We start from the raw sequence: 21599 nt of genomic DNA on the forward strand, positions 1-21599 counted from the left end.
ATAACTGATTACTAAAAGACATGTTGGGCTTGTTCCACCGTCAACGTCATACATTTGGTTGTCGTTTAATTCTGCAACAGCTACTTTATTGAAAGCTAACTTGTTGATTGTGTTTTGTTTTTTCATACTACACAAAAGTGATTACGATAGTTGGTAAAATTGAAACACGACTTCCGCCTCCGTCTACTTCTTGTAATTGATTGTCGTTTAATTCTGTAACAGCTACTTTATTGAAAGCAAGCTTGTTGGTTGTGTTTTGGTTTTTCATGTTTTTGATTAGATTAAGGTTGCGACGATAATAGTTGGATAGAAAATTGTAAAAGTGCTTGCACCTCCATTTACGTCTTGCAATTGGGTTTCATTTAATTCTGTAACAGCTGTTTTATTGAAAGCAAGCTTGTTCGTTGGATTCTGTTTTTTCATCTTTATAATAGTTTTAGGTTGTTAATTAATCTTGTACAAGTGTGATAAATACAAGGCTCGTGCCTCCTACAAATGTTATGGAGGTACCCCCATTGATCGCTGTTAATTGATTCTCATTCAATTCTGCAACAGCAACTTTATTGAAAGCAAGCTTGTTTGTTGGGTTTTGTTTTTTCATCTTTTTAAGAATTTTAGATTATTAATTAATTTTGCATAAGCGTTATAAATATGAGACTTGTACCACCTACAGTGAACACTGAAGTTCCCCCATTGATCGCCGTTAATTGTTTCTCATTCAATTCTGCAACAGCCACTTTATTGAAAGCAAGCTTGTTCGTTGGATTCTGCTTTTTCATTTTTATACTTTTTTAGATTGTTGATTAATTTTTATAAGCTTAGTTACTTGGTGACTTGCACCCGTTATCGTGGGAGCTTCCCTGCCGATCTCTGCCAATTGTCCGACAATCGATTCTGCAACACCTACTTTTTTTAAAGACTAGCTTATTAGTAATTTCTGTTTTTTAGTCTATTTGAATTAGAGTCATCGTTACTAACATCATACTGTGAATAGACATTAAAGTACCTCCATTCACCTCTCGCAATTGAGTATCATTTAATTCTGCAACAGCTACTTTATTAAAAGCAAGCTTATTCGTTGGGTTTTGTTTTTTCATTTTTATACTTTTTTAGATTGTTATTTTTTTATAATCATAGTTATCAGGTGACTTACAGCCGCTTCAGAAAGGGTTGAAGTTTCTCCGTTAACCTCCGGTAATTGTTCGGTTTTCAATTCTCTAACAATTACTTTATTAAAGACTGGCTTATTATTCCATTACAGTCTGCGTTATTAGTATCGTAATGTTGAAAGAAATGTAAGTTCCTCCATTCACGTCCTGTAATTGATTCTCATTCAATTCTGCAACAGCCACTTTATTAAAAGCCAGCTTGTTCGTTGGATTCTGTTTTTTCATTTTACACTAAAGTCACCATTATCATTGTGTAAACGACGCTAGGAAGATAAGTACCACCATTTACTTCTTGTAATTGCTTTTCATTCAATTCTGCAACAGCTATTTTATTAAAAGCCAGCTTGTTGGTTGGGTTTTGTTTTTTCATCTTTAAATGTTTTATTAAGATTGATTAGACTAAGTCATCAGGAAAAAAAGTTATTATTATTGTAGGTAGTGGTGTAACTCCGCCTTTCACGTCCAATAATTGAGTGTCATTCAGTTCTGCAACAGCCAGTTTGGTAAAGACAAGCTTGTTGGTTGGGTTTTGTTTTTTCATCTTGATATGTTTATTAAGATTGATTAGACTAAGTCATCAGGAAAAAAAGTTATTATTATTATTGTAGGTAGTGTTGTAACTCCGCCTTTCACGTCCAATAATTGACTATCATTCAGTTCTGCAACAGCCAGTTTGGTAAAGACAAGCTTGTTGGTTGGGTTTTGTTTTTTCATCTTTAAATATTTTGAGTTATTAATTACATTAAATCCTGGGTTACTTTAAGACAACAGCAGCCGGTACAAGAATCTCCTCCTCCAAATATGGATGTCCCTCCGTGTATTTCTATAAGTAAAAAATCATTCAGTTCCGCAACAGCCATTTTACTAAAAATCAGCTTGTTGTTTGGGTTTTGCTTTTTCATAATTGAACTACAGTCTTAATTATTAATATGGTAGAGGTGAAAGAAATTAAAGTACCTCCATTTACCTCTTGTAAATGAGTATCATTCAGTTCTGCAACAGCTACTTTATTAAAAGCCAGCTTGTTTGTTGGATTTTGTTTTTTCATCTTTAATAGAAATTATATCTGTTAATAAATTTTATTGAATAAGAAGTACTGTTTGAGCGCAAACACAACCGGTACAATTACCTCCACCGCCATCTATTGAGGTTCCACCATTAATTTCCTGCAATTGGTTTTCATTTAATTCTATAACAACTACTTTATTAAAAGTCAGTTTGCTGTTTGGGTTTTGTTTTTTCATGTTGATTTATTTTGTTGTTGTTGTTGTTGTTGTTGTTGTTGTTGTTGTTGTTGTTGTTGTTGTTTTAAATTGATCCTTACAATAAGTGCTCAGCACTAAAACCGGTTGCCTTTTTTTAACAGATTCTGTTTGTTTTTGAGCATACCTGTGCCACATGTTAATAGCCGCCAAATGAATAGCCTGATACTAACGAGCCTTGGGTTATGACCATCCTTGTTAAAAAAATCAGCAATTGCTTAAGATCCCTTTAATCAAGGATGCCATATTTTGAAAATGGAATACCATTAATCATTTGAGTTAGATGGATTATTCTAATCCATTAATCTCATTGTAGCCAAATAAGTGTTGGGTGTAAGAAGTACTTTAGAAAGTGTAAAAAACGAAGTAATAAGATGTTTTTTACTTTTGCAGAAGCAATTTACAGTTAACCTATAAGCCATTACGTTTTGTTAAATTTTATTATAAAATAGAGTCTCCACACCCTGTTTATTTTATAATATACTGATCCATTCTTTATACAACCATTAACCAGGTACCATATCCGGTAACAATAATAAATGTTCTTATTAAAGTATCTGTACCTCCGTTGATATCGTTCAACTGATCGTCGTTCAATTCTGTAATAACCACCTTATTGAAGGTCAGTTTATTGTTTAGATTTTGCTTTTTCATTGGATCAATCAATTACATTTGTTGCAATACAGTAATACTGGTCTGCCCACAGCAGCATCCGCTACAAGTCTCTCCTCCAAGGATTGTTGAACCACCATTGATTTCGATAAGGGAATTATCATTTAATTCTGTAACATCTGCTCTTTTAAAATACAGTTTGTTGTTTAGGTTTATGTTTTTCATTAGAATTGATTTTTAATGATTGTTATTTTTGTTAAGATAGGATCACAAATACAGCCCGAATTTGGGTTCGTATCGGTATCTTGTCCTGTTATTACGCCGCCGTTAACACTTCTTAATTGTTGAGCGTTTAATTCTGTAACATCCGATTTTTTAAAATACAGTTTGTTCGTTAGGTTTACATTTTTCATTAGAATTGATAGGGTTTAATAACGGTTAGTTTTGTTAAGATAGGATCACAGATGCAACCGGAATTTGGGTTGGTATCGGTATCTTGTCCTGTTATTACGCCGCCGTTCACATTTCTTAATTGTTGAACGTTTAATTCTGTAACATCCGATTTTTTAAAATACAGTTTGTTCGTTAGGTTTGCGTTTTTCATTAGAATTGATTTTTAATAACCGTTAATTTTGTCAAAATAGGATCACAGATACAACCGGAACCAGGCTTGGTATCAAGATCAAGATCATCTTTTACGCCACCGTTCACACTTCTTAATTGTTGAACGTTTAATTCTGTAACATTAGCTTTGTTGAAAGCCAATTTGGTTTGGTTTTGCTTTTTCATTTTTGTTAAGATTTAATAATTAATAGTCTTTTTAAAATCACTGATTAAAATAAAGGCACATCGAATTGTCCAAAAAATTACAGCTCGCTTTATGGAATAACAAGAATTTCGATATCGGTTATTGCAACCTGAATTCCTGATCGTATCCTAAATAGGCAATCGTAAATTAGTCCGGAAAAAATTCTGGCTTATTTAAAAAGTTTTGAAATTCGTTTTTTTAATTTAAAGAATAACGATTTGGATGGTTTACCATCATCATTATCTTCAATTTTGAAAATTGAATTTTTGCTGAGCCGTTTTTCGCTCGGTCGATTACTGTTAGTCATAATTTTTTTTTTAAGCTAACAAGTATGCAGTGTAGAAGTACTTTTAGAAATAGTGAAAAAAAGTTTTAATTAAAGACACTTTTTTTCTACTTTTGTAGAAGTAATTTCTGGCAACTTGTTAGGTATTACGTTTTTGTTAAAACACCTTATAAAACAGAGTCTCCACACTCTGTTTTATTTTTTTGGTTTGAAGTGGCTACTCATTTTCATTTTCGCCACCCTTCAAAACCAAAGTAGAAGTTAATCTGATATTCGGATTAATTCTGAGACAAAGTAAAATCTTTTTTTCCTGTAAAAAAAATCAAAAACCCCCATATTTATAAAATAAGGGGGTTCTTTTTTTGTTGTAATTTATTGTTTTTCAGATGCTTACAAGCAATCTACTTGTTTTCACTTTCTTTCATCTGATTTATCTTTTTTATATAAATAGAGGGGCTAATTCCGGTTGCAACCTTAAAATATTTAGTAAAAGACTCTGGACTTTTATACCCAATTTCTTCCGCAATTGCATTAATTGAATACGATCTTAGCTTAGCATTATTCTTTAATTCAATAATAATATAGTTAATCCTTAACTCATTTACATACGAACTGAAGTTTTTGTCCAATTCACTATTGACAATTTTAGACAAATAAGCGGTGTTTGTCTTCAATCGTTTCGCAACATTATGCAGGGTAAAGTCTTGTCTCAGGAACAATCTCTTCTCTTCGAGTTTAATTAGCTTATCTAAAATTTCTACTCTTGTTTCATCTTTGATAATAAAATTACTCCCCGTTGGTTCTTCTATGTCAGAGCCATTGTGGTCTGCGATTGCTTCATCGTCTAGTATTGATTCATCACTAGAAGTAGTATTTATAGTAACAATGTTGCTTGGAATGAATTCTGTTTCAGATTCTTCTTCTAAAAGATCCGGCTCTGTGATTTCATCATCACCTGCCAAAGTGTGTTTTTGCTGGCTTTCATCAGCCGTTTTTGGATTTTGATGCTCGAAGTCTTTGATTTTGAGTAGTAACTCCTCAAATTTGACTTGATTTTGTATACCCTCTTTTCTTCGTTTCATATAATAACCAATAAACAGAAGAATTAAAAAGGTTGTTGAACCAAGCAGTATCCATTTTTGATGCTCTTGTGTTTTCTCTCTCTCTTTACTTTCTGAAATGTCTATTTTATGCAAATGATCGACAGCTTCAATTCTTTTTTCCCCTATTTTCTTCGACTTTTCAATAAACTGACCGTAATAATAGTTCGATTCCGAATAATTTTCGATGAATTTATAGTTCTCTGCCAATAAGTAATATATTTCAGACAGGTTTTCTGTGGGTATTTTTGATGTTTGCTCCGTACTAAGAATCGATTTTAAGAGCATTATTGCTTTATCGTAATCTTTCTGAAGCGAATACAATTTAGAGATCCTGATATTTGTTTCTGTAATCAAATTATTGCTCTCAATTTTCTGAGCAATATTTAGGGCCTTATCGAAGGTTAATTTAGCATTTACAAAGTCCTTTTTATCGATGTAAATTAAGCCCAATTGGGACAAAAAGTGGATTTCATGCTCTTTTAGGTGGTTTTTTTGCGATTCCTGAATACCACTTTTTATAAAAACATAGGCGGAGTCCTGTTTATTTAAATTAATATACGTTTTTACTAAACCCAGTTTTATATCTAGTTTACTTACGTTACTAAAACCTTCCTTGTTTAAATTTTCTTTATATATTTTTAAAGCCTCCTGATACCTTTCTAATTCATACGCAATGCTGCCTCTTTTTATCGAAATGTAATTGTAAGCCCCGACATCATTGAGTTTTTTAGATAAAGTAACACATTCTTCATAAAGAGTTAAAGCTTCCTGGAAATCAAATTCATTAAATAAATAGTTCGCTTTATTGATTTTGAAAACCATTTCCAGCTTTTCGTTATCAATGGCACCGGCTTTCTGAATTGCTTTGTCAAAATAATAAAAAGCGCTGTCTTTTTGAGTTAAAGCGCCACTTAAGTCGGCCAGGAAACAATACGATTTTGCCTCTTCAACCACTAAATCATTGGTTTTAGCATACTTTAATAACTTATGGCAGTAGTATTTTGCTTTACTCGGATTATTGTACAAAAGGCTTTTAACCGAATCTTTATAAGTTTCAATTTTATTTTGGGAAAAGGTAAAATTGACTATAAATAATAAAATTAAGACAAGCATCTTATTTAGTCTATTCATATTCATTTATTTTAAAGTAAAGCATTAATAATCAATCAATTACAGTTGTGTGATTATAGGCTATTTTTATAAATCTGGGGATTTATGACTTTTTTCAGTGGCTTTTTTGAGATAATTTCACAATCAATTCAAAAACCAATTTAAAAACCAAAGATTATGAAAAAATTTAACTTAAAAAAATTAGCATTAAAAAAAACTAGTATTATAGAACTAAGCTCAGAAGAGGCTAGATTAATTATAGGTGGTAACAGTACAGAAAATGTAGTGCCTGCTCCAAACCAAACAGATCCAAGAAGTATGTATTCCATGTTTTGTGGTTAAGATACAGCAACCAAACAAAAAGAGCGACTCCATGGAGTCGCTCTTTTTGTTTACAGTACTACTTCTTCCTTTTCTAAGATTTCATTTCAGATTCCTCCTGTTTCTTTCTTTCGATTGAATCAACCCTTTTACAGGCGCAATGCTGAATCAAATTCTTAAACAGCATACTTTATACCTAAAACTAAGAATATCAGCATTTAAAGACCTTAATTACTTTCGATTAAAAATAAACTCGCACAAAGGGCATAAAGCCGGATCCGTACAAACTTCTGTCCGGATCGTACAAAACATCGTAGCGTGCACCAATGGTAACACTTCCCGTTCTGTAACCTGCACCGAGATATAAAGCAGTATTCCAATAATTATCGGAATAAGATGGTCTGAAGTTATTCGATTTATAATCTGTGTTTACTCTTACCTGTTCTAATTCTGCCGACAACTGAATTTCCGGAATCGGATTCACCAAACCCACAAGGCTTCCGCCATAAACAAAAGACTCATAATAGTTTTTTGAATACAGGTAGCCAAACTGCAGTCCTACCCCCACAGAAACAATTGGATTAACATTATAAATAGCACTTGGCATAACCGAAATATCTGTATATCCGGAACCAATTCCAAGACCGACACCACCACCAAACTGAACTTTATCCCAAAAGACACTACTATTGTCTATAACATAATTTGGTCGCTGCTGCGCAATTGTAAGATTTGAAAATAAGAACATCAAAATCACAAAAATTGATTTGAAAACGATTGAAAAATGATTTTTCCTCATAGCTTGGTCCATTTTTAACAAATTTTTACGTAAAAGTACGCAAAAAAAGAATCTAAATAAATGCGATTGTTGTACTTTTGCCATTCTATTTAACAAAAAGTATATTCACTAATATTATGGATAGGTTTTCATTTTTAAATGCAGCGCATACAGAGTTTTTCGCACAACTATATGATCAATATTTAGTAAATCCAGACAGCGTTGAGCCAAGCTGGAGAAGCTTCTTTCAGGGTTTTGACTTTGGAATGACAACTTATAATGACGAAAATCCTGTTCAACAAATCGTTGAATTCGCTGCTAACAACACCGATTACAGTCAGATTTCTGAAAAATTACAAAAAGAATTTAACGTATTAAAATTAATTGACGGATACCGCACTCGTGGCCATTTGTTTACCAAAACAAATCCGGTTCGTGACCGTAGAGTTTCTTCTCCTTCTTTAGATATCGAAAATTTCGGATTATCAACTGCTGATTTATCTCTAGTTTTTGATGCTGCAAAAGTTATCGGAGTAGCTCCGTGTTCTTTACAAGACATTATTACACGTCTTCAGTCTATTTACTGCCAACACATTGGTATTGAATACATGTATATCAGAAATCCTAATGTTGTAAAATGGATTCAGGACAAATTGGCTGTAAATGTCAATCAGCCGAGTTTTTCAGGTGATGAAAAGAAAATCATATTAGAAAAATTAAACGAAGCTGTTTCTTTCGAGAACTTTTTACATACTAAATATGTAGGTCAAAAGAGATTCTCATTGGAAGGTGGAGAAACTATTATTCCTGCACTTGATGCTTTAATCGAAAAAGCAGCTGAAAAAGGAGTTGAACAATTCGTAATGGGAATGGCTCACCGTGGTCGTTTGAACGTTTTGGCCAACATCTTCGGAAAATCAACTCAGGATATCTTTGGTGAATTTGATGGTAAAGATTACGATCAGGAATATTTTGACGGTGACGTAAAATACCACTTAGGTCTTACTGCCGATAAGAAAACAAGATCTGGAAAAAACATCAACATCAATTTAGCACCAAACCCTTCTCACTTAGAGACTGTTGGAGCTGTAATTGAAGGAATTACCAGAGCAAAACAAGATAAATATTACGCAGACGATTTCTCAAAAGTACTTCCTATCGCCGTTCACGGTGATGCTGCAATTGCAGGTCAGGGAATTTTGTATGAAATCATTCAAATGGCACAACTTGACGGTTACAAAACCGGAGGAACAATCCATATCGTAATCAACAATCAGGTTGGATTTACAACCAACTATTTAGACGCACGTTCTTCTACTTATTGTACAGATGTAGCCAAAGTAACTCTTTCACCTGTATTACACGTAAATGCAGATGATGCTGAAGCGGTTGTACATGCGGTATCTTTTGCCTTAGACTACAGAATGCAATTCGGACGTGACGTATTTATTGACTTATTAGGATATAGAAAATACGGACATAACGAAGGTGATGAACCTCGTTTTACACAACCGGTTTTATATAAAATCATCGCTAAACATAAAAATCCAAGAGATATTTATGCAGAAAAATTATTGTCTGACGGCGTAATCGATGCTACTTATGTAAATGGTTTAGAAAAAGAATACAAATCAGACATGGAGGAGAATTTAGAAGCTTCCCGTAAAAAAGATTTGACCATTATCACACCATTCATGAAAAACGAATGGGAAGGATTTGTTCAGGTAACTGACACACAAATGCTTCAAAAAGTTGATACTACTTTTGATAAAAAAGGATTGGATTCGATCATCAATACCATCTCGACTTTACCATCAGATAAAAAGTTCATCAATAAAATATCAAAAATTGTAGCCGACAGAAAAACCGGATACGATAACAATACCTTAGACTGGGGAACTGCAGAAGCATTAGCTTACGGTTCACTTCTAACAGAAGGTTTTGATGTTAGAATTTCAGGACAGGATGTAGAGCGTGGTACATTCTCTCACCGTCATGCCGTTGTTAAGGTAGAAGATTCAGAAGAAGAAGTAATTCTTTTGGATGCTATCGAAAACAAAAAAGGAAAATTCGGAGTATTCAATTCCCTTTTATCTGAATACGGAGTTCTAGGTTTTGATTATGGATATGCATTAGCAAATCCAAAAGCATTAACGATCTGGGAAGCACAATTTGGAGATTTCTCTAACGGTGCTCAAATCATGATCGACCAATACATCTCTTGTGGTGAAGACAAATGGAACAACCAAAACGGTATTGTTTTATTATTGCCACACGGATACGAAGGACAAGGTGCTGAACACTCTTCTGCAAGAATGGAACGTTACTTACAATTATGTGCAAGACATAATATGTACGTAGCAGATTGTACAACACCAGCCAACTTCTTCCACTTGTTGAGAAGACAAATGAAAACGAATTTCCGTAAACCATTGGTAGTTTTCTCTCCAAAAAGTTTATTACGTGACCCAAGATGTGTGTCTACAGTAGAAGACTTAGCTAGCGGAAGTTTCCAGGAAACAATTGATGATACAACCGTAAACAAAAAAGAAGTAAAAACTTTGGTTTTCTGTACCGGTAAATTCTACTATGATATTGTTGCCGAAAGAGAAAACAACGGAAGAAATGACGTTGCAGTAGTTCGTATCGAGCAATTGTTCCCTTTCCCGGCAGACCAAATCAAAGAAATCATCGCACAATATCCAAATGCTGATGATTATGTTTGGGCACAGGAAGAGCCTAAAAACATGGGAGCTTACAGCTTTATGCTGATGAATTTTGATCTTGTAAAATGGAGATTGGCTTCGTTAAAAGCTTACGCTGCACCGGCATCAGGAAGTTACACACGTGCAAAACGTCGTCATGCAGACGCGATCAGAATGGTATTTGATAAAAATTTATTTAGATAATTAAAAATAATTGTTTCAAGTTTAAAGTTTCAGGTTCAGTAAGACATTTGAAACTTTAAACAAATTAAACTTTAAACAAAGAAATAAGATGATTTTAGAAATGAAAGTCCCATCACCAGGGGAATCAATTAAAGAAGTTGAAATTGCAACTTGGTTAGTAAAAGACGGTGATTATGTAGAGAAAGATCAGGCTATTGCCGAAGTTGATTCAGACAAAGCAACTCTTGAATTACCAGCTGAAGCAAGCGGAATAATTACGTTAAAAGCAGAAGAAGGTGATGCAGTAGCAGTAGGAGCTGTTGTTTGTTTAATTGATACAGGCGCAGCAAAACCGGCAGGTGACGCTCCGGCTGCACCAGCAGCTGAAGCCCCAAAAGCAGAGGCTCCTAAAACAGAAGTAAAAGCAGAAGCTCCAAAAGCAACACCTGCTCCAACAACTTATGCTTCAGGAACTCCATCTCCGGCAGCAAGAAAAATATTAGACGAAAAAAATATCGCTCCGGCAGCAGTTTCAGGAACTGGTAAAGACGGAAGAATCACTAAAGAAGATGCTTTAAACGCAGTACCTTCTATGGGAACTCCAACAGGAGGAAGCCGTGGAACTGAGCGTACCAAATTATCAATGTTACGTCGTAAAGTAGCGGAGAGATTAGTAGCGGCTAAAAACGAAACAGCAATGTTAACTACTTTCAACGAAGTTAACATGACACCAATTAACTTAATCCGTAACGAGTACAAAGATGCTTTCAAAGCAAAACATGGTGGTCTTGGTTTAGGTTTCATGTCATTCTTTACAAAAGCAGTTACAAGAGCTTTACAATTGTATCCTGATGTAAACTCAATGATGGACGGTGATTACAAAATCGCTTACGATTTCTGTGATATCTCTATCGCAGTTTCAGGACCAAAAGGTTTAATGGTTCCTGTTGTTCGCAATGCTGAAAACTTAACTTTCCGTGGAATCGAAGCGGACATCAAAAGATTAGCACTTAGAGCTCGTGACGGTCAAATTACTGTTGACGATATGACAGGTGGTACTTTTACGATTACTAATGGTGGTGTTTTTGGAAGTATGTTGAGTACTCCAATTATCAACCCTCCTCAATCAGGAATCTTAGGAATGCACAATATTATTGAGCGTCCGATTGCTGTAAACGGTAAAGTAGAGATTCACCCAATGATGTATGTTGCTCTTTCTTATGACCACAGAATTATCGACGGTCGCGAGTCTGTTGGTTTCTTGGTTGCTGTGAAAGAAGCTTTAGAAAATCCGGTAGAATTATTAATGAATGGCGATGCTAAACGTGCTTTAGAATTGTAATTCAATTAATTTCATAAATACAAAAATCCTGCTTATTAATTTAAGCAGGATTTTTTTTATTCCCCCGATACAAACACCGATTAATCTGATATTTTTTTAATCAAACAGAAATTTTATACTTTAAAAGATAATTTATTTAGAATAAGTAAAAATAATTTGGCTTATTGGAATTCTGCACCTAAATTTGCGCTACTGAAAATAATTCCAAACAAAACATGAAAATTAAATTTATAAAATCATGATAACAATAGCCAGCCTTTTCGTTTTTATCTCTTTTTATATGTTTTATTATACCTCCAAGAGAGCGGCGCTGTCCTACAATTACAGCTTCGAAAAATGGATGAACAATAATCCGAAACAAACCAAAATTACCGGATTAATTTTCCTTCTGTCCGCCTATACTTTATGGTTATTTACCAAAGCATTATGCTCCGGAACTTTATTATTTCTTATTCAGTTAATGACAATTGGAAGTTTAATAATTATACTGTCCCCTCTAAAAATTATAAACAGTAAAACGATTGCTGTCCTTTTTATTCTAACAGGAGTTATAGAAATTTATTACTATTAAATTATGCCCGCAAATCCTAAATACCTGACGCAGTCCAAATGGCAGCGTTTCCTAAAAATAACAGCTGCTATACTTGGCGGCTATTTCGTTTCTGTAAGTTTCCATTTAGCCTTAGCTTCGTGGTTAGATCGTACCAATGTCGTCATAACAATGGCTTTTTCAGGATTTATCCTTTGGGTAGTCTTAATGATTTTGGCTTTTTTAGCAAAAAGCGCATGGAAAATATGGGGAATCTATATACTGCTGACTTTGCTGTTTCTCGGTATTATGTATCTCGGACAAACCTATAACCCTATTACCCAATAATTCATGAATAACAGGAACTATAACATTTATTTTCACACGCATACTGTAAGTGGTATTGTAATAAGCGTGGTGTTGTTTATCATTTTCTTTGCAGGATCTTTTTCTTTCTTTAAAAGTGAAATCAACAACTGGGAACGCGGAGAAACTGTTGCAATCCATAAGAAAGAACAGATTAACTACGATACTACTTTCGACTCGATAAATAAAAATTACACTTTAGCCGGAAGAGACGTTTCACTTTCCGTATCTCCCCACGAAAGACGTGTTTTCGTTCGTATGGAAGGTACTAAAGATACCGTAGCAGCCAATAAATTAAAAGACACTCTGGAAGTCGCTAAATTAAAATCCGGCCACTACTTTTACTTAAATACCAAAAACTTCAAAGCACAGACTTACGATGAATCATATTCAATAGGAGAATTTTTGTATCGTCTTCATTTTCTGGCCCAGGTTCCTTACCCTATCGGTTATTATCTTTCGGGTTTTGTAGCGCTATTTTTTTTATTTGCGATTATTACCGGAGTTTTATTACACTGGAACAAAATTGTTTCTAACTTCTACATTTTCCGTCCAAAAGAAAAATTAAAAACATTATGGACAGATGCGCACACCGCATTAGGAATGATTGGTTTGCCTTTTCAATTTGTATACGCGGTTACAGGAGCTTTTTTTATGATCAAACTACTAATTGTAGCACCGAGTGTAATGGCTTTGTACAAGGGCGATCAAAACAAACTGTACAATGATTTAGAATATAACAATCCGGAATTTAAGTTTGAGAATAAAAAACTGGCAACGCCTTTTAGCATCAACGAATTGGTAGAAAAAACCAAAAGCAACTGGAAAGATTTTGAAATCACCGAGGTACAAATTCAAAACTATGGCGATACCAACATGCACATAATCGTTGATGGAAAAATACCTCATGACAAAAAATTCACCGCATTTGGAAAAATAATCTACAAAGTTGCTGACGGTAAAATCATAGCCAAAAAGAATCCTGAAACGGACAACAAATATCTAGATGGTGTAAAAAACGTTTTGTACAGAGTACACTTTGGGGATTACGGCGGATATGCGCTTAAAATAATCAGTTTTGTACTCGGTATTATTACTTGTTTTGTTATTATATCGGGAGTTATGATTTGGCTGGTTGCCAGAGACAAGAAAAACATGCCCGAGAAAAAACGTCGTTTTAACAACTCGGTTGTACGCATTTATTTGGCACTTTGTCTAAGCATGTATCCTGTTACCGCCTTGATTTTTATTGCCAATAAAGTGTTTTACCCCCTAAGCCGAGCCAATATTTACAGTGTATATTTCATCAGTTGGTTATTATTGACGATCTTCTTCCTGCTCAAAAGAGATATTAATTTCACCAATAAATGGTGTCTGATTTCCGGGAGTATTTTAGGCTTTTTAATTCCGATTGCGAATGGAATTTGCACCGGAAACTGGTTCTGGAAAACTTTTGCCAACGATCAGATTCAGATTTTCTTTATTGATGTTTTCTGGATTGTTTTAGCAGCAATTACACTTTATGTTTCCTTTAAATTAAAAAAAGTTAAGAGCGAATAAATCACTCAATCATTTAAAAAGAATCCCATTGGGTGCAATTATTTTTAACACATAGAAACATCGTTCAGAAAAGACGTTTCACTTAAAACAAATTACAGAATACTATGTTTCTATGTGTTAAATAACATTTTACCGAATTACCCCAACAGTCTAAAATAAACGCCTAAAATTTGTGAATTGCACATTTAGAATTACTTTTGCCTATTGCAACTAATTCTTAAAAAGAAATCAAGTATTTCGCAATTCATCAAATGGGATTTACAAAACAAATACGTTTTATACACAAATGGCTCGGATTAATTTCCGGGCTTATTGTTTTTATTGTCAGTGTTACCGGTTGCATATTTTGTTTTCATGACGAAATCAAAGATATTACCCGAAAAGAATGGCGTATTGTTGAACCACAGAACAAACCATTTCTTTTGCCATCTGTTTTACAGGAAAAAGCGAAGCTAATCGCCCCTAAAAATAAAGCGTCAATGGTTTCTTATTACGGTAAAAACCGATCAGCAATTGTCTACACCTTTACCGATACCGAAAACGAATACCTGTATTTCAACCCCTACACCGGTAAATATTTAAAAACAGAAAATCCCAAAACAGACTTTTTTATAATCGTCGAATACATTCATTTGTACCTTCTTTTACCCGATTATATTGGAAAACACATTATTGGTGGTGCCACGATTATCTTTATACTGTTAGTCATTTCGGGGTTAATTCAATGGTGGCCCAAAAGAAAAAGTGACATCAAAAGAAGTTTTACCGTAAAGTGGTCTGCCAAATGGCGTCGTGTCAACTATGACTGGCACAATACTTCCGGATTTTATATTTCAATTATTGCAGTGATCATAGCCATTACCGGATTAACCTTTACCTACGAATGGGTTGGTGACGGTATTTACAAAACGTTCAATTTTGGTGGAGACAAAGCTTTAGAAACAAAAGCCCCGGCAATTGACACCACAAAATTTAAGCAAAACAATCTACTCGCTGTAGACAACGCTTTTGTCGAAACGATGCGACTACAGCCAAAAGCCGAAATGTTTTATGTTATGTTTCCGCAAAACAAAGGAGATATTATAAACACAGGAGCTTATCCACATACTTTGCGATTTGATCATCAGAGCAATTATTATTTTCATCCAAGCGACGGAAAACTAATTCAAAGCGATCCGTATGATAAAAAAAGTCTCGGTTTACAAGTGGTCGAAATGAATTACGGCATTCACACCGGACAAATTTTAGATCTACCCGGAAAAATAATTGCTTTTACCGTTAGCTTAGTTGCAGCAGCTTTGCCGGTTACCGGTTTTATAATTTGGTTTGGAAGAAGAAAAAAAGCTAAAAAAACTAAGATCTAATAAAGAGTTTGTGGTAAAAGGGAATAGCGTTTTTAAAACATATAAGTAATGTAAGTTCATTTAAGAAATACGCTTAACTTTAAAGTTTTATCTTTTTAAATGGCATAAAAAATTTGCGACTTCGCGACTTTGCGAGAGATACTCCCAAGACCCAAGTGACAAAGGCTAACAAAAAACTTTGCACCAATGTCAACCTGATCGAAGTCGAAGGCTCGTTGAATTAAGAAGGGCTTCGACTTCGCTCAGCCTGACAATTAAGAATAAAAAAAAGCCGTCTCAAAATTGAAACGGCTCTTGTAGAATATTCGAAATCTTCTTAATTTCTATTTGCTAAAGCATTTTTTTGCAAGTTTTTAACGGAACTCACTTTGCTGTTTTCATACGCCACTTCACAAAGGTTATTCTCATTGAAGAAAATCCATTTTCCGGTTTTTACTCCATCAGTATATTCTCCAACTGCTTTTTTATTACCTTTTTCGTCATAGGATACCCAAACTCCATCTAACTTACCATCCTTAAAGAAACCCTCTTGTTGTACATTACCATTTTCATAGTAATAAGTAGCTTTTACTTTGTTTCCAACAGCTTCTAATTCTGGTTTTACCTCTTGTGCAACTAAAATTCCAGAGAACAATATTGCAACTAAAATTACACACTTTTTCATATCTAGTAGGTATTAATGTTATCAAATCTTTACCAAATATAGTTAATTGTTTACATTAAAAAAACTTTTACTTAACAATTTGGTAACATTGGATAAAAACTTAACATTGGAAATCAGCATGTAACAAAAAAACCAGCGCTCACGCACTGGTTTTACTGGTATTTCAGTCAAAGACTTGATTTACTATAACGTTATAAGTTTTGCAAAGAAATTAGTTCAATAAAGCATCTAACTGCTTTTGAAGCTCTGGAGAAGAAGGTCTTTCTGCATTGGGCTCCAATATATTACCTTTTGGATCAATAAGAATAAACCTTGGAATTCCTGTTACATTATAACTTGTTACAAACGCAGAATTCCATTCATTATCAGAAAACAACTGAATACCTCCCAACTGTTTATCCGTTACAAATTTCTGCCATTTATCATGATCTTTTACAGCATCAACAGAAACACTCACAAACTCAATGTTCTTTCCATGATACTTCTCTTCAATCTTCTGCAAAAATGGAATCTCAGCTCTGCAAGGTCCACACCAGGTTGCCCAAAGATCTATATAAACATATTTCCCTTTTAAATCAGAGAGTTTTGTTTTACCTCCTTTGTGGTTTTCATAATCAAAATCGGCAGAAACGGCTCCTTTTAACTTTTTCATATCAGCTTCACTTTTATACTGCTGAGCGGCATATTCATGAAATTTTTCAACTGATTTTTTCACACCTGTTTTAAATTCAGGATCAAAATCTCCTTTTTCGATATTGTCTAAGTCAGTCTTTTTCTTTTCTTGCAATAAGGATGCAAATTCTGCAGCCTCTTTAGCGAAAGCTTCGTTTTCAAATTTCTCGTCTTTTAAAGCTTGTTGTGCCAGAAAATTACTTTCATTAGTTCCTTTTCCTTTATAAACAATAGTTTCATCAAATTCTTTGGCATTCATTGTCAGATTTACTTCAGAACCCGGTTTCAAAAACAAACTCGAAGATTCAACACCGTCAGAAAAACGATAAAATCCCTTTGGAGCAGTAAAAGAAGCAACAAAAATTTCTTTCTTGTTAATCGGAATAACTTGTTTGAAATTGTTCGCCCCTTTAATAACTAATGTATCACTATTTCTATTTGTAATTTTAGCCGTAAATTTAACTTGACTTTTGGTCTGACCTATACCATTCAAAGCGGTAAGAACCAATAAACCGGTAACAAAAAGTTTTTTCATAAATATTTAAAGTTAGTTTTTAGTATACCAAATCTAAAGAATTTACTTATCTAAAATTTATCAATTAACAAAATATTTCAAAATTATAAGCAGCAAGTTATCACTTTACTATATTAATTTGAATTTTGTGTTTACTTTTGCAATCTAAAATTTTGATCATGTATAGAAGTCATAATTGTGGCGAGTTAAACGCCTCAAATATTAATACGGAAGTTACACTAGCGGGTTGGGTTCAAAAATCACGCGATAAAGGGTTTATGAACTGGGTTGATTTACGCGACCGTTATGGAATTACACAACTTATTTTCGACGAAGTTCGTACCGACAAAACAGTTTTTGAACTGGCAAAAACACTTGGAAGAGAATTTGTAATTCAGGTAAAAGGAACTGTTATTGAACGTGAAGCCAAAAACAAAAACATTCCAACCGGTGATATCGAAATTTTAGTTACTGAACTAACGATCTTAAACGCTGCTTTAACGCCTCCATTTACAATTGAAGATGAGACGGATGGTGGAGAAGACATCAGAATGAAATACCGTTACTTAGACATTAGAAGAAATCCTGTAAAAAACAGTTTATTATTCCGTCACAAAGTAGCGATGGAAGTTCGTAAATATTTATCTGATTTGGATTTCTGTGAAGTGGAGACACCTTACTTAATCAAATCAACTCCGGAAGGCGCGAGAGATTTTGTTGTACCAAGTCGTATGAACGAAGGACAATTTTATGCCTTACCGCAATCTCCACAAACTTTCAAGCAATTGTTGATGGTTGGAGGAATGGATAAATACTTCCAAATCGTAAAATGTTTCCGTGACGAAGATTTACGTGCAGATCGTCAGCCTGAGTTTACTCAAATTGACTGTGAAATGGCATTTGTAGAACAAGAAGACATTTTGAATGTTTTTGAAGGATTGACGAGACATTTACTAAAAGAAATCAAAGGTATTGAAGTAGCTAAATTCCCAAGAATTACCTACGACTATGCCATGAAAACATACGGAAATGACAAACCGGACATTCGTTTCGGAATGGAATTTGGCGAATTAAACGAATTTGCGCAGCACAAAGATTTCCCTGTATTTAATGCAGCCGAGTTGGTTGTTGGTATTGCAGTTCCGGGAGCAGGAAATTATACACGTAAAGAAATTGACGCCTTAATTGACTGGATTAAACGTCCGCAAGTTGGAGCTTCAGGAATGGTGTACACCAAATGCAATGACGATGGAACTTACAAATCATCTGTAGATAAATTTTACGATCAGGATGATTTAGGACAATGGGCAAAAATCACAGGCGCAAAACCTGGCGATATGATTTTTGTACTTTCAGGTCCGGCTAACAAAACACGCGCACAGCTTTCTGCTCTTCGTATGGAATTAGCCACTCGCTTAGGATTGCGCAAACCGGAAGAATTTGCTCCGCTTTGGGTAGTAGATTTCCCTTTATTGGAATTAGATGAAGAAAGCGGTCGTTATCACGCCATGCACCATCCATTTACCTCTCCAAAACCGGAAGACATGCAATTGCTGGAAACCGAACCGGGGAAAGTGCGTGCAAACGCTTACGATATGGTTTTAAACGGAAACGAAATTGGAGGAGGCTCTATTCGTATACACGATAAGGCGACACAACAATTAATGTTTAAATATTTAGGCTTTACAGAAGAAGAAGCGAAAGCACAATTTGGTTTCTTAATGGACGCTTTCCAATTTGGAGCGCCACCTCATGGAGGATTAGCTTTTGGACTGGATCGTTTGGTTGCTATTTTAGGTGGTCAGGAAACCATTAGAGACTTTATTGCATTCCCTAAAAACAATTCCGGGCGTGACGTAATGATCGATGCACCGGCTACAATTGATGATGCACAATTAAAAGAATTACACATTAAGGTCGATTTGGTATAAATTTTAGGCAAAACTGATACAAGTAGCTGAACTGGGAAAAACACAGTTAAAAAGTAAAACAATACGTACATAAACTGTTTTTCGACGAAAATTAGATTTTTAATAAAGTAAAAAAGCTCCTACTTTTTAACATATCCTTAAGAATTTTAGTTTTAAGTTACGACATATCAAACAAGACACTAAATAAATAGCAAAAACACTGTAAATCAATAATTTTTACAAAAAATTAACAGCATACTGTCTTTTATATGAATATATATATTACATTTGCTTCATTATAAATTATTATTACAATTACAATGCGTACAGGTACAGTAAAATTTTTCAATGAATCTAAAGGTTATGGATTCATTACAGACGAAGAAACAGGAAAGGATATCTTCGTTCACGCTTCAGGAATTAACGCGGAAGAATTACGCGAAGGTGACCGTGTTAGCTACGAAGAAGAAGAAGGAAGAAAAGGGAAAGTTGCTGCTAAAGTAGCAGTAATCTAAGAAAAATATAGCAATTTATTTTTTTTGCCTCTGAATGGTTTAAAGAAACGTTTCGATTCATTTCGAGACGTTTTTTTTTGCTCAAATCTTAAAAAAATATTAAAATTTCGGAAAGTTATTTATAATGAATAAAAATTAGACGAAATCACTCGCTGCACCCCTACTTAAATCCTTTTTTAGCTTGTGATTTACAGAGTTCGGAACTATCTTTGTGGCTTATTTTTTAAGTAAAAATCCCTAAGTTTATGCAATCTGATCAATACAGCTATCTTCCTATTTTAATGCAGCTAATCCTTGCTGTTGGTTTTGTAGTAGGAACTATCATCGTTTCCGGAAAATTAGGCCCAAAAAGAACCTCTGACATAAAAGATAAAAATTTCGAGTGTGGAGTTGAATCTGTTGGTAATGCCCGTATTCCATTCTCTGTAAAATATTTCTTAGTTGCCATCTTATTTGTTTTGTTCGACGTAGAGGTAATTTTCCTTTATCCTTGGGCAGTAAACTTCAAAGAACTTGGAATAGAAGGAATGTTAAAAATGATCATTTTCATGTCTTTGCTTTTAGTTGGTTTTTTCTACATCATCAAAAAGAAAGCATTAGAGTGGGAATAAGAGGAATTTTTGATTTCAGATCTTAGATTTTAGATTTGAAAAAAAAAATCCCAAAATAAAATATTGACTTTTTAAAATATTGATTTCGATTTTCACGATTCGAAAGAATCTAAAATCAGAAATCTAAAATCTAAAATAAAATGAGCGATTCAAAAGTAAATATGGTTGCACCGCCAGAAGGAGTTGTAGGAGAAGGTTTCTTCGCTACAAAACTAAATGATGTTGTAGGTTTGGCAAGAGCCAATTCTTTATGGCCACTTCCTTTCGCGACTTCTTGCTGTGGTATCGAATTTATGGCTACAATGGCTTCACATTACGATTTAGCACGATTTGGCTCTGAGCGTGTGAGTTTCTCTCCTCGTCAAGCAGATATGTTATTAGTAATGGGAACTATTTCTAAAAAAATGGGTCCTATTTTAAGACAGGTTTACGAACAAATGGCGGAACCTCGTTGGGTAATTGCTGTTGGAGCTTGCGCTTCATCCGGAGGAATCTTTGATACTTATTCTGTTTTACAAGGGATTGACAAAATAATTCCGGTTGACGTTTACGTACCGGGTTGTCCTCCAAGACCGGAACAAATTGTAGATGGAGTTATGAGACTTCAAGATTTGGTAAAATCAGAATCTGTAAGACGCAGAAGTTCTCCTGAATACCAAGAATTATTAGCTTCATATAACATTTCATAAGATGGCTTTAGACAATACCCTGATCCAAGATAAACTTACAGAAACATTTGATTCAAGTGTTTTTAACTTCCGAGAAGAAAGAGATGTTTTTACTTTAGAAACTTCAGCTGATAAAATTACAGCGTTGATTTTATTTCTTAAAAATGATCAAGATTTACGTTTTCATTTTTTAACTGACTTATGTGGTGTTCATTATCCGGATAACGAAGTTGAAAGCCAATTTGCAATCGTATATCATCTGCATAACTGGTACGAAAACAAACGTATCAGAATCAAAGTTTTCATCAACGGTGAAAAACCGGAGATCAAAACGATTTCAAACATCTTTTTAAGTTCAAACTGGATGGAAAGAGAAACATACGATTTCTACGGTGTTAACTTTATTGGTCATCCTCAATTGAAACGTATTTTGAATATGGATGAAATGATCTCTTTTCCAATGCGAAAAGAATTCCCAATGGAAGACAGCGGAAGAACTGATAAAGACGACAGATTCTTTGGAAGAACAACAACAAATTGCTAAAAA

At 34.3% G+C, this 21599-nt stretch carries 34 protein-coding genes; 12 read left to right on the top strand and 22 right to left on the bottom strand.

The window, feature by feature from the left end; genetic code table 11:
- From ACHRV5_RS19490 to ACHRV5_RS19580, 19 genes are all read right to left on the bottom strand, one after another.
- The coding region (locus ACHRV5_RS19490) for a class I lanthipeptide (protein WP_395427962.1) at nt 1–126 on the bottom strand (126 nt) is incomplete at its 3' end.
- A 1-nt stretch (nt 127) separates the two neighbouring features.
- Complete coding sequence (locus ACHRV5_RS19495; protein WP_230004262.1) at nt 128–268, bottom strand: class I lanthipeptide; 141 nt, start codon at nt 266–268, stop codon at nt 128–130.
- A gap of 8 nt (nt 269–276) precedes the next feature.
- Nucleotides 277–423, bottom strand: coding sequence for a class I lanthipeptide (locus ACHRV5_RS19500; protein ID WP_165579359.1), 147 nt, complete (start codon nt 421–423; stop codon nt 277–279).
- Between the two features lie 25 nt (nt 424–448).
- On the bottom strand, nt 449–601 hold the full coding sequence (locus ACHRV5_RS19505) for a class I lanthipeptide (protein WP_395427876.1): 153 nt from the start codon (nt 599–601) through the stop codon (nt 449–451).
- A gap of 25 nt (nt 602–626) precedes the next feature.
- Nucleotides 627–779 (bottom strand): class I lanthipeptide, encoded by a 153-nt coding sequence (locus tag ACHRV5_RS19510; protein WP_230004260.1) that lies wholly within the window; start codon nt 777–779, stop codon nt 627–629.
- Between the two features lie 165 nt (nt 780–944).
- Nucleotides 945–1097 carry a class I lanthipeptide gene (locus ACHRV5_RS19515; protein ID WP_395427877.1) on the bottom strand — a complete coding sequence of 51 codons (153 nt, stop codon included), beginning with the start codon at nt 1095–1097 and terminating at the stop codon, nt 945–947.
- Between the two features lie 150 nt (nt 1098–1247).
- Nucleotides 1248–1394 (bottom strand): class I lanthipeptide, encoded by a 147-nt coding sequence (locus tag ACHRV5_RS19520; RefSeq protein ID WP_165579356.1) that lies wholly within the window; start codon nt 1392–1394, stop codon nt 1248–1250.
- A gap of 1 nt (nt 1395) precedes the next feature.
- The gene (locus tag ACHRV5_RS19525; RefSeq protein ID WP_395427878.1) at nt 1396–1539 is read right to left on the bottom strand and encodes a class I lanthipeptide; all 144 of its coding nucleotides are present in this window, start codon (nt 1537–1539) and stop codon (nt 1396–1398) included.
- A 24-nt stretch (nt 1540–1563) separates the two neighbouring features.
- Complete coding sequence (locus tag ACHRV5_RS19530; RefSeq protein ID WP_395427879.1) at nt 1564–1710, bottom strand: class I lanthipeptide; 147 nt, start codon at nt 1708–1710, stop codon at nt 1564–1566.
- Nucleotides 1711–1733: 23 nt separating this feature from the next.
- Nucleotides 1734–1883 carry a class I lanthipeptide gene (locus tag ACHRV5_RS19535; protein WP_395427880.1) on the bottom strand — a complete coding sequence of 50 codons (150 nt, stop codon included), beginning with the start codon at nt 1881–1883 and terminating at the stop codon, nt 1734–1736.
- A gap of 23 nt (nt 1884–1906) precedes the next feature.
- A complete protein-coding gene (locus ACHRV5_RS19540) occupies nt 1907–2071 on the bottom strand; it encodes a class I lanthipeptide (protein WP_165579354.1) in 165 nt (54 codons plus the stop codon).
- Nucleotides 2068–2217 carry a class I lanthipeptide gene (locus tag ACHRV5_RS19545; RefSeq protein ID WP_205625352.1) on the bottom strand — a complete coding sequence of 50 codons (150 nt, stop codon included), beginning with the start codon at nt 2215–2217 and terminating at the stop codon, nt 2068–2070. Before ACHRV5_RS19545 ends, ACHRV5_RS19540 begins: the two co-directional genes overlap by 4 nt.
- Nucleotides 2218–2248: 31 nt before the next feature.
- A complete protein-coding gene (locus tag ACHRV5_RS19550) occupies nt 2249–2413 on the bottom strand; it encodes a class I lanthipeptide (RefSeq protein WP_117610279.1) in 165 nt (54 codons plus the stop codon).
- A 513-nt stretch (nt 2414–2926) separates the two neighbouring features.
- A complete protein-coding gene (locus ACHRV5_RS19555) occupies nt 2927–3085 on the bottom strand; it encodes a class I lanthipeptide (protein WP_165579353.1) in 159 nt (52 codons plus the stop codon).
- A gap of 12 nt (nt 3086–3097) precedes the next feature.
- Nucleotides 3098–3268 (bottom strand): class I lanthipeptide, encoded by a 171-nt coding sequence (locus ACHRV5_RS19560; protein ID WP_165579352.1) that lies wholly within the window; start codon nt 3266–3268, stop codon nt 3098–3100.
- Nucleotides 3268–3456: a class I lanthipeptide gene (locus ACHRV5_RS19565; RefSeq protein WP_230004253.1), complete on the bottom strand. Its 189-nt coding sequence runs from the start codon at nt 3454–3456 to the stop codon at nt 3268–3270. The genes ACHRV5_RS19560 and ACHRV5_RS19565 overlap by 1 nt, the downstream gene beginning before the upstream one ends.
- Entirely contained in the window at nt 3456–3647 is a 192-nt protein-coding gene (locus tag ACHRV5_RS19570) for a class I lanthipeptide (RefSeq protein WP_230004252.1), read from the bottom strand. The genes ACHRV5_RS19565 and ACHRV5_RS19570 overlap by 1 nt, the downstream gene beginning before the upstream one ends.
- Nucleotides 3647–3832, bottom strand: a complete 186-nt coding sequence (locus tag ACHRV5_RS19575; RefSeq protein WP_047774947.1) for a class I lanthipeptide — start codon at nt 3830–3832, stop codon at nt 3647–3649. The genes ACHRV5_RS19570 and ACHRV5_RS19575 overlap by 1 nt, the downstream gene beginning before the upstream one ends.
- A gap of 706 nt (nt 3833–4538) precedes the next feature.
- Nucleotides 4539–6371 carry a helix-turn-helix domain-containing protein gene (locus ACHRV5_RS19580; RefSeq protein ID WP_395427881.1) on the bottom strand — a complete coding sequence of 611 codons (1833 nt, stop codon included), beginning with the start codon at nt 6369–6371 and terminating at the stop codon, nt 4539–4541.
- A 156-nt stretch (nt 6372–6527) separates the two neighbouring features.
- Between ACHRV5_RS19580 and ACHRV5_RS19585 the strand changes: the two genes are divergently transcribed.
- Complete coding sequence (locus tag ACHRV5_RS19585) at nt 6528–6692, top strand: hypothetical protein (RefSeq protein ID WP_165579350.1); 165 nt, start codon at nt 6528–6530, stop codon at nt 6690–6692.
- A 220-nt stretch (nt 6693–6912) separates the two neighbouring features.
- Here ACHRV5_RS19585 and ACHRV5_RS19590 read toward each other — a convergent pair whose 3' ends face one another.
- On the bottom strand, nt 6913–7470 hold the full coding sequence (locus ACHRV5_RS19590; protein WP_047774994.1) for a hypothetical protein: 558 nt from the start codon (nt 7468–7470) through the stop codon (nt 6913–6915).
- A gap of 116 nt (nt 7471–7586) precedes the next feature.
- Between ACHRV5_RS19590 and ACHRV5_RS19595 the strand changes: the two genes are divergently transcribed.
- From ACHRV5_RS19595 to ACHRV5_RS19620, 6 genes are all read left to right on the top strand, one after another.
- Nucleotides 7587–10358 carry a 2-oxoglutarate dehydrogenase E1 component gene (locus ACHRV5_RS19595; RefSeq protein ID WP_047774943.1) on the top strand — a complete coding sequence of 924 codons (2772 nt, stop codon included), beginning with the start codon at nt 7587–7589 and terminating at the stop codon, nt 10356–10358.
- Nucleotides 10359–10446: 88 nt separating this feature from the next.
- Nucleotides 10447–11679, top strand: coding sequence for a 2-oxoglutarate dehydrogenase complex dihydrolipoyllysine-residue succinyltransferase (gene odhB, locus ACHRV5_RS19600; RefSeq protein ID WP_395427882.1), 1233 nt, complete (start codon nt 10447–10449; stop codon nt 11677–11679).
- A 238-nt stretch (nt 11680–11917) separates the two neighbouring features.
- Nucleotides 11918–12250, top strand: a complete 333-nt coding sequence (locus tag ACHRV5_RS19605; RefSeq protein WP_395427883.1) for a hypothetical protein — start codon at nt 11918–11920, stop codon at nt 12248–12250.
- 3 nt (nt 12251–12253) lie between these two features.
- Nucleotides 12254–12556: a hypothetical protein gene (locus tag ACHRV5_RS19610; RefSeq protein WP_047774938.1), complete on the top strand. Its 303-nt coding sequence runs from the start codon at nt 12254–12256 to the stop codon at nt 12554–12556.
- Nucleotides 12557–12559: 3 nt separating this feature from the next.
- Nucleotides 12560–14134 (top strand): PepSY-associated TM helix domain-containing protein, encoded by a 1575-nt coding sequence (locus tag ACHRV5_RS19615; protein ID WP_395427884.1) that lies wholly within the window; start codon nt 12560–12562, stop codon nt 14132–14134.
- 251 nt (nt 14135–14385) lie between these two features.
- The gene (locus tag ACHRV5_RS19620; protein WP_395427885.1) at nt 14386–15498 is read left to right on the top strand and encodes a PepSY-associated TM helix domain-containing protein; all 1113 of its coding nucleotides are present in this window, start codon (nt 14386–14388) and stop codon (nt 15496–15498) included.
- A 316-nt stretch (nt 15499–15814) separates the two neighbouring features.
- Here the strand turns inward: ACHRV5_RS19620 and ACHRV5_RS19625 are convergent, their stop codons facing one another.
- Nucleotides 15815–16162: a toxin-antitoxin system YwqK family antitoxin gene (locus tag ACHRV5_RS19625; RefSeq protein WP_047774932.1), complete on the bottom strand. Its 348-nt coding sequence runs from the start codon at nt 16160–16162 to the stop codon at nt 15815–15817.
- A 211-nt stretch (nt 16163–16373) separates the two neighbouring features.
- On the bottom strand, nt 16374–17369 hold the full coding sequence (locus ACHRV5_RS19630) for a TlpA family protein disulfide reductase (protein WP_395427886.1): 996 nt from the start codon (nt 17367–17369) through the stop codon (nt 16374–16376).
- A gap of 158 nt (nt 17370–17527) precedes the next feature.
- On the opposite strand from ACHRV5_RS19630, the gene aspS reads away from it, so the two are divergent.
- The 5 genes from aspS to ACHRV5_RS19655 all read left to right on the top strand — a co-directional run bounded on the left by aspS (nt 17528) and on the right by ACHRV5_RS19655 (nt 21596).
- Complete coding sequence (gene aspS, locus ACHRV5_RS19635; protein WP_395427887.1) at nt 17528–19279, top strand: aspartate--tRNA ligase; 1752 nt, start codon at nt 17528–17530, stop codon at nt 19277–19279.
- Nucleotides 19280–19578: 299 nt separating this feature from the next.
- A complete protein-coding gene (locus tag ACHRV5_RS19640) occupies nt 19579–19773 on the top strand; it encodes a cold-shock protein (protein ID WP_007137066.1) in 195 nt (64 codons plus the stop codon).
- A 245-nt stretch (nt 19774–20018) separates the two neighbouring features.
- Complete coding sequence (locus ACHRV5_RS19645) at nt 20019–20384, top strand: NADH-quinone oxidoreductase subunit A (protein WP_047774924.1); 366 nt, start codon at nt 20019–20021, stop codon at nt 20382–20384.
- A gap of 140 nt (nt 20385–20524) precedes the next feature.
- Complete coding sequence (locus ACHRV5_RS19650; RefSeq protein ID WP_047774923.1) at nt 20525–21073, top strand: NADH-quinone oxidoreductase subunit B; 549 nt, start codon at nt 20525–20527, stop codon at nt 21071–21073.
- Nucleotide 21074: 1 nt separating this feature from the next.
- Nucleotides 21075–21596 carry an NADH-quinone oxidoreductase subunit C gene (locus tag ACHRV5_RS19655; protein WP_047774921.1) on the top strand — a complete coding sequence of 174 codons (522 nt, stop codon included), beginning with the start codon at nt 21075–21077 and terminating at the stop codon, nt 21594–21596.
- The last annotated feature ends 3 nt before the right edge of the window (nt 21597–21599 follow it).

It is taken from the genome of Flavobacterium sp. FlaQc-52 (assembly GCF_044007495.1).
In the GTDB taxonomy this organism is placed as follows: domain Bacteria; phylum Bacteroidota; class Bacteroidia; order Flavobacteriales; family Flavobacteriaceae; genus Flavobacterium; species Flavobacterium cupriresistens.

Bases quoted from the DNA above. Each gene is read 5' to 3' on its own strand.
- ACHRV5_RS19495 (WP_230004262.1), bottom strand. From the start codon at position 268: ATGAAAAACCAAAACACAACCAACAAGCTTGCTTTCAATAAAGTAGCT.
- ACHRV5_RS19500 (WP_165579359.1), bottom strand. From the start codon at position 423: ATGAAAAAACAGAATCCAACGAACAAGCTTGCTTTCAATAAAACAGCT.
- ACHRV5_RS19505 (WP_395427876.1), bottom strand. From the start codon at position 601: ATGAAAAAACAAAACCCAACAAACAAGCTTGCTTTCAATAAAGTTGCT.
- ACHRV5_RS19510 (WP_230004260.1), bottom strand. From the start codon at position 779: ATGAAAAAGCAGAATCCAACGAACAAGCTTGCTTTCAATAAAGTGGCT.
- ACHRV5_RS19515 (WP_395427877.1), bottom strand. From the start codon at position 1,097: ATGAAAAAACAAAACCCAACGAATAAGCTTGCTTTTAATAAAGTAGCT.
- ACHRV5_RS19520 (WP_165579356.1), bottom strand. From the start codon at position 1,394: ATGAAAAAACAGAATCCAACGAACAAGCTGGCTTTTAATAAAGTGGCT.
- ACHRV5_RS19525 (WP_395427878.1), bottom strand. From the start codon at position 1,539: ATGAAAAAACAAAACCCAACCAACAAGCTGGCTTTTAATAAAATAGCT.
- ACHRV5_RS19530 (WP_395427879.1), bottom strand. From the start codon at position 1,710: ATGAAAAAACAAAACCCAACCAACAAGCTTGTCTTTACCAAACTGGCT.
- ACHRV5_RS19535 (WP_395427880.1), bottom strand. From the start codon at position 1,883: ATGAAAAAACAAAACCCAACCAACAAGCTTGTCTTTACCAAACTGGCT.
- ACHRV5_RS19540 (WP_165579354.1), bottom strand. From the start codon at position 2,071: ATGAAAAAGCAAAACCCAAACAACAAGCTGATTTTTAGTAAAATGGCT.
- ACHRV5_RS19545 (WP_205625352.1), bottom strand. From the start codon at position 2,217: ATGAAAAAACAAAATCCAACAAACAAGCTGGCTTTTAATAAAGTAGCT.
- ACHRV5_RS19550 (WP_117610279.1), bottom strand. From the start codon at position 2,413: ATGAAAAAACAAAACCCAAACAGCAAACTGACTTTTAATAAAGTAGTT.
- ACHRV5_RS19555 (WP_165579353.1), bottom strand. From the start codon at position 3,085: ATGAAAAAGCAAAATCTAAACAATAAACTGACCTTCAATAAGGTGGTT.
- ACHRV5_RS19560 (WP_165579352.1), bottom strand. From the start codon at position 3,268: ATGAAAAACATAAACCTAAACAACAAACTGTATTTTAAAAGAGCAGAT.
- ACHRV5_RS19565 (WP_230004253.1), bottom strand. From the start codon at position 3,456: ATGAAAAATGTAAACCTAACGAACAAACTGTATTTTAAAAAATCGGAT.
- ACHRV5_RS19570 (WP_230004252.1), bottom strand. From the start codon at position 3,647: ATGAAAAACGCAAACCTAACGAACAAACTGTATTTTAAAAAATCGGAT.
- ACHRV5_RS19575 (WP_047774947.1), bottom strand. From the start codon at position 3,832: ATGAAAAAGCAAAACCAAACCAAATTGGCTTTCAACAAAGCTAATGTT.
- ACHRV5_RS19580 (WP_395427881.1), bottom strand. From the start codon at position 6,371: ATGAATAGACTAAATAAGATGCTTGTCTTAATTTTATTATTTATAGTC.
- ACHRV5_RS19585 (WP_165579350.1), top strand. From the start codon at position 6,528: ATGAAAAAATTTAACTTAAAAAAATTAGCATTAAAAAAAACTAGTATT.
- ACHRV5_RS19590 (WP_047774994.1), bottom strand. From the start codon at position 7,470: ATGAGGAAAAATCATTTTTCAATCGTTTTCAAATCAATTTTTGTGATT.
- ACHRV5_RS19595 (WP_047774943.1), top strand. From the start codon at position 7,587: ATGGATAGGTTTTCATTTTTAAATGCAGCGCATACAGAGTTTTTCGCA.
- odhB (WP_395427882.1), top strand. From the start codon at position 10,447: ATGATTTTAGAAATGAAAGTCCCATCACCAGGGGAATCAATTAAAGAA.
- ACHRV5_RS19605 (WP_395427883.1), top strand. From the start codon at position 11,918: ATGATAACAATAGCCAGCCTTTTCGTTTTTATCTCTTTTTATATGTTT.
- ACHRV5_RS19610 (WP_047774938.1), top strand. From the start codon at position 12,254: ATGCCCGCAAATCCTAAATACCTGACGCAGTCCAAATGGCAGCGTTTC.
- ACHRV5_RS19615 (WP_395427884.1), top strand. From the start codon at position 12,560: ATGAATAACAGGAACTATAACATTTATTTTCACACGCATACTGTAAGT.
- ACHRV5_RS19620 (WP_395427885.1), top strand. From the start codon at position 14,386: ATGGGATTTACAAAACAAATACGTTTTATACACAAATGGCTCGGATTA.
- ACHRV5_RS19625 (WP_047774932.1), bottom strand. From the start codon at position 16,162: ATGAAAAAGTGTGTAATTTTAGTTGCAATATTGTTCTCTGGAATTTTA.
- ACHRV5_RS19630 (WP_395427886.1), bottom strand. From the start codon at position 17,369: ATGAAAAAACTTTTTGTTACCGGTTTATTGGTTCTTACCGCTTTGAAT.
- aspS (WP_395427887.1), top strand. From the start codon at position 17,528: ATGTATAGAAGTCATAATTGTGGCGAGTTAAACGCCTCAAATATTAAT.
- ACHRV5_RS19640 (WP_007137066.1), top strand. From the start codon at position 19,579: ATGCGTACAGGTACAGTAAAATTTTTCAATGAATCTAAAGGTTATGGA.
- ACHRV5_RS19645 (WP_047774924.1), top strand. From the start codon at position 20,019: ATGCAATCTGATCAATACAGCTATCTTCCTATTTTAATGCAGCTAATC.
- ACHRV5_RS19650 (WP_047774923.1), top strand. From the start codon at position 20,525: ATGAGCGATTCAAAAGTAAATATGGTTGCACCGCCAGAAGGAGTTGTA.
- ACHRV5_RS19655 (WP_047774921.1), top strand. From the start codon at position 21,075: ATGGCTTTAGACAATACCCTGATCCAAGATAAACTTACAGAAACATTT.